The sequence below is a fragment of the Asaia sp. SF2.1 genome (assembly GCF_000505765.1).
Lineage (GTDB): Bacteria > Pseudomonadota > Alphaproteobacteria > Acetobacterales > Acetobacteraceae > Asaia > Asaia bogorensis.
Genome location: NZ_AYXS01000006.1, coordinates 74129 through 77011, shown reverse-complemented (window position 1 = coordinate 77011; position 2883 = coordinate 74129). Strand labels below are relative to the sequence as shown.

The 2883-nt window shown below is 63.9% G+C and carries 1 protein-coding gene and 2 pseudogenes; all 3 read left to right on the top strand.

Annotated elements, in window-relative coordinates:
* Positions 1-332 (top strand): annotated as a pseudogene (locus P792_RS24900) (hypothetical protein); the annotation flags it as partial.
* On the top strand, positions 329-1501 hold the full coding sequence (locus P792_RS24895; RefSeq protein WP_023978007.1) for a hypothetical protein: 1173 nt from the start codon (positions 329-331) through the stop codon (positions 1499-1501). The pseudogene P792_RS24900 and the gene P792_RS24895, both read left to right, overlap by 4 nt.
* 11 nt (positions 1502-1512) lie before the next feature.
* A pseudogene (locus P792_RS24890) lies at positions 1513-2883 on the top strand (hypothetical protein); the annotation flags it as partial.

Below are 2883 nucleotides of genomic sequence, written 5' to 3'. Positions count from 1 at the left end.
CCTCGGGGCTCAATCCCGCCTCCATCGCCCAGAAGGTCGCCGGACAATTCTGCTCGGCCCTGACCGATAAATGGAATTCTCTGCAGGGGGCTGCGCAATGCGGCCTCACCGTGACGGGCATCAATACGAATTTCGGCGCGGGGCTCGGTACCGGGTCCGGAACGTTCTGTCCGGCCATTAATGTCGGCGGCGGCGGCGATACGATCGTTTCCGCCTCGACCAATACCAGCGGTCAGCAGAGCTGGGGCGTCGAGGGCAGCACGCAGATGCCTGACGGCTATGCGATCGCCTCGCTTGGCACCTCAACCGGCCTCTCGGAACAGCGCCAATGAGCGGGCCTTCCTCCCTGCGTCGTGGGGCGCTTCTCGCCTGCGTCTTTATCGCGGGTATGGTTATGGCGCCGCGTCCGGCCCAGGCCATGTTCGGGATCGATGTCGCGCCGATCGTCACCGCTATTACCACGATGCAGGGTGTCCTCAACGGCGCAATGGGCGCGGTCGAAAAAGCCGTCAGCACCGGTATGAGCCTGCTGAACAAGGTGACGGGTAACGGCTTTACGCAGCTCTCGAACTACATGAAGGCACAGGTCGGTGCCCAGCAGCAGATCGCCAATGCCGACAACCTGGTTCAGCTGCGCAGCATGCGCGATATCCGCAATGCGGGTCTGCGTGACAACTACACCACCAACCGTCAGGACTGCCTCAACCTGAATGGCGGACAATCCGTGGTCGTGGCAGCGAGTAACGCCAATGACGTGGCACAGGCCCTTGCAACCGCGAAGACGCAACGTGGCGCGGCCGGTCCCGGCACCCCATCCTATAATGGCGGCGCGCAGGGTGTCGAGGCGTCGAACCAGCTCCATACCAAACAGTTCTGTGACGCGAACGACGCCGAGGCGGGACTGTGTTCGCTGCCCAAAAGCAGCGCCTTGCAGGATGCGGATCAGGATGCCGGTCACGCGATCGGCGTTCTGACCTATCCCGACCAGGACAGTATCGACGCGGCAGCCGCCTATGAGAGCAATCTGATCCAGCCTGTGGCGCCGCCGGATCTGCGCGGCAGCGCACGCAGCTCTGCTGCCGGACGCAATATGGCGCCTCTTCGCCGGTCCTATAACGCTGCGATGTCGTTGAGCCATGAAATCGCCAATGGCGTCATCGGTACCCATGCGCAGACCGTGACGCTGACCACCGCCCAGAAAGAAGAACAGACCCATGAAGGTCTACCCTCTTCGGACAAGGTATCGGTCAACGAGGCGGCCGAGCTCGAGGTCAATCGCCGTTATTCCGGTCTGCAATACCAGAAGGATCTGCAGGCGATGCCGCCCGGCAAACCGGTCGAGATCCAGATCGCCATGATGCTCGCCCAGCAGAACTGGATCCTGTGGCAGCAATACAAGCTGCAGCAGCAGCAGGCGCTCGCGGTCGCCACGCTTCTCGCGCATTCCGCCGAGGACCGTCTGAAATCCCCCAGCACCCTGCCGGCACCGCCGGCACAATAGGAGACAGTCCTGTGTCCGAGACCAATTCCAATTCCAATTCCGGCGCGCAGCCCGACAGCCTGATCGATTTCCTGCAGCATCTGAAGACCGTCAATGACGCGCTGCCGCCGGGACAGCGCGCCTTGTCCGACGATCTCAACCGTCTGATCGAAGTCAGCCGTGCGCCTGATGCGGCCAAGGACGAGGCCTTTCGTACCCAGGCGCTATGGCTGATCGGCGACTGGAACCGCAATCATCCCTCAGCGCCTCTCGCTTACGTGCCTCTCGATTTGCGCATGGAATCCGAACGTCGGCGTGGGACTTACCCCGGGCTGGCCAATGAGGACATGAAGGCGTTGCTGCGCCAGGCCGATCTTCTGGACGATCGGAGCCTTGCAAGCCGTGTGCGCAGCCAGGCCGTGACAATGGCAGGCCTCACCCCGGACGAACAGAACGCGGCACGCGCCTACAAGGCGATCGGCGCCCTTGAGGCGCGCCTTGAGGACTTCCTCCAGGGGCGTGGGGTGGCCGCGCAGACGCGACAGGAAGAGCCGCGTCCCGCCCCACCCGCCGTGCAGGAGCCCGCTTCCGGGCCAGAGGTGACGACAGCGCCTGTTGCACCCCAGGAACCGTCAGGTCCTTCGGTCGCACAAGAGCGCGTGGTCCACGACGAAGCGGCCAGCGCGCCTGAGGCCGCGCCAGAGCCCAAAGCGGAACAGAGTGCGGGCACCCCGGCCCAGGATGTCGACGGGCCCAGCGTTGAGCCGGCATCCCAGCCCGAGCCAGCCGCTCCTACTCCCGGAAACAGAGCCCCCGCTCAGGACGAGATCCCGCCCGGCCTCGATGAGGAGTACAGGGCCAGTATGGAGGCCGAAACCAGGGCGAACCGGGAAGCGGACCGCGCGCAATCGGCCCGCGAGCCTGCATCGACCCCCCAGGAGGACGAGCAGCGTCGTCGCGACGATGTCGAGCATGCGAAGGAGGCGGAGGATCGCGCACCTGAGAGTAGGACAGGTGAGCCCGGCGGTAAGGCAGAGAAGGAGCTGCCTTCCGACGTTCCCCCCACTCCGGAACTCGAGAACTCTTCCCAAAAATCGACGCAGCTGAATCCTCAAAGCACGCCGGATGCGGGGGCTGCCCCGGCATCTCAACCGGAAGCAACAGCGGCAGAAGCCGAGCGCCCGCGCATCGGACTGCCATTTCCCAATTTAGGCTTCAAGCTTGGCAAGCCCCTTACGGAGCGGGTGAAGGAGGCGGGTAAGGTCAAGGCAGCCGAAAAGGCGCTCAACCTTGCCCTGCGTCAGTGCCATGTGGCGAGTGACGGGCTGTCGGAGAGCGTCAGTGCGCTGAGCAACCGGTTGCGTCCCATCAATGACGAGATTAACGCCTTCGGATCAGAGAAT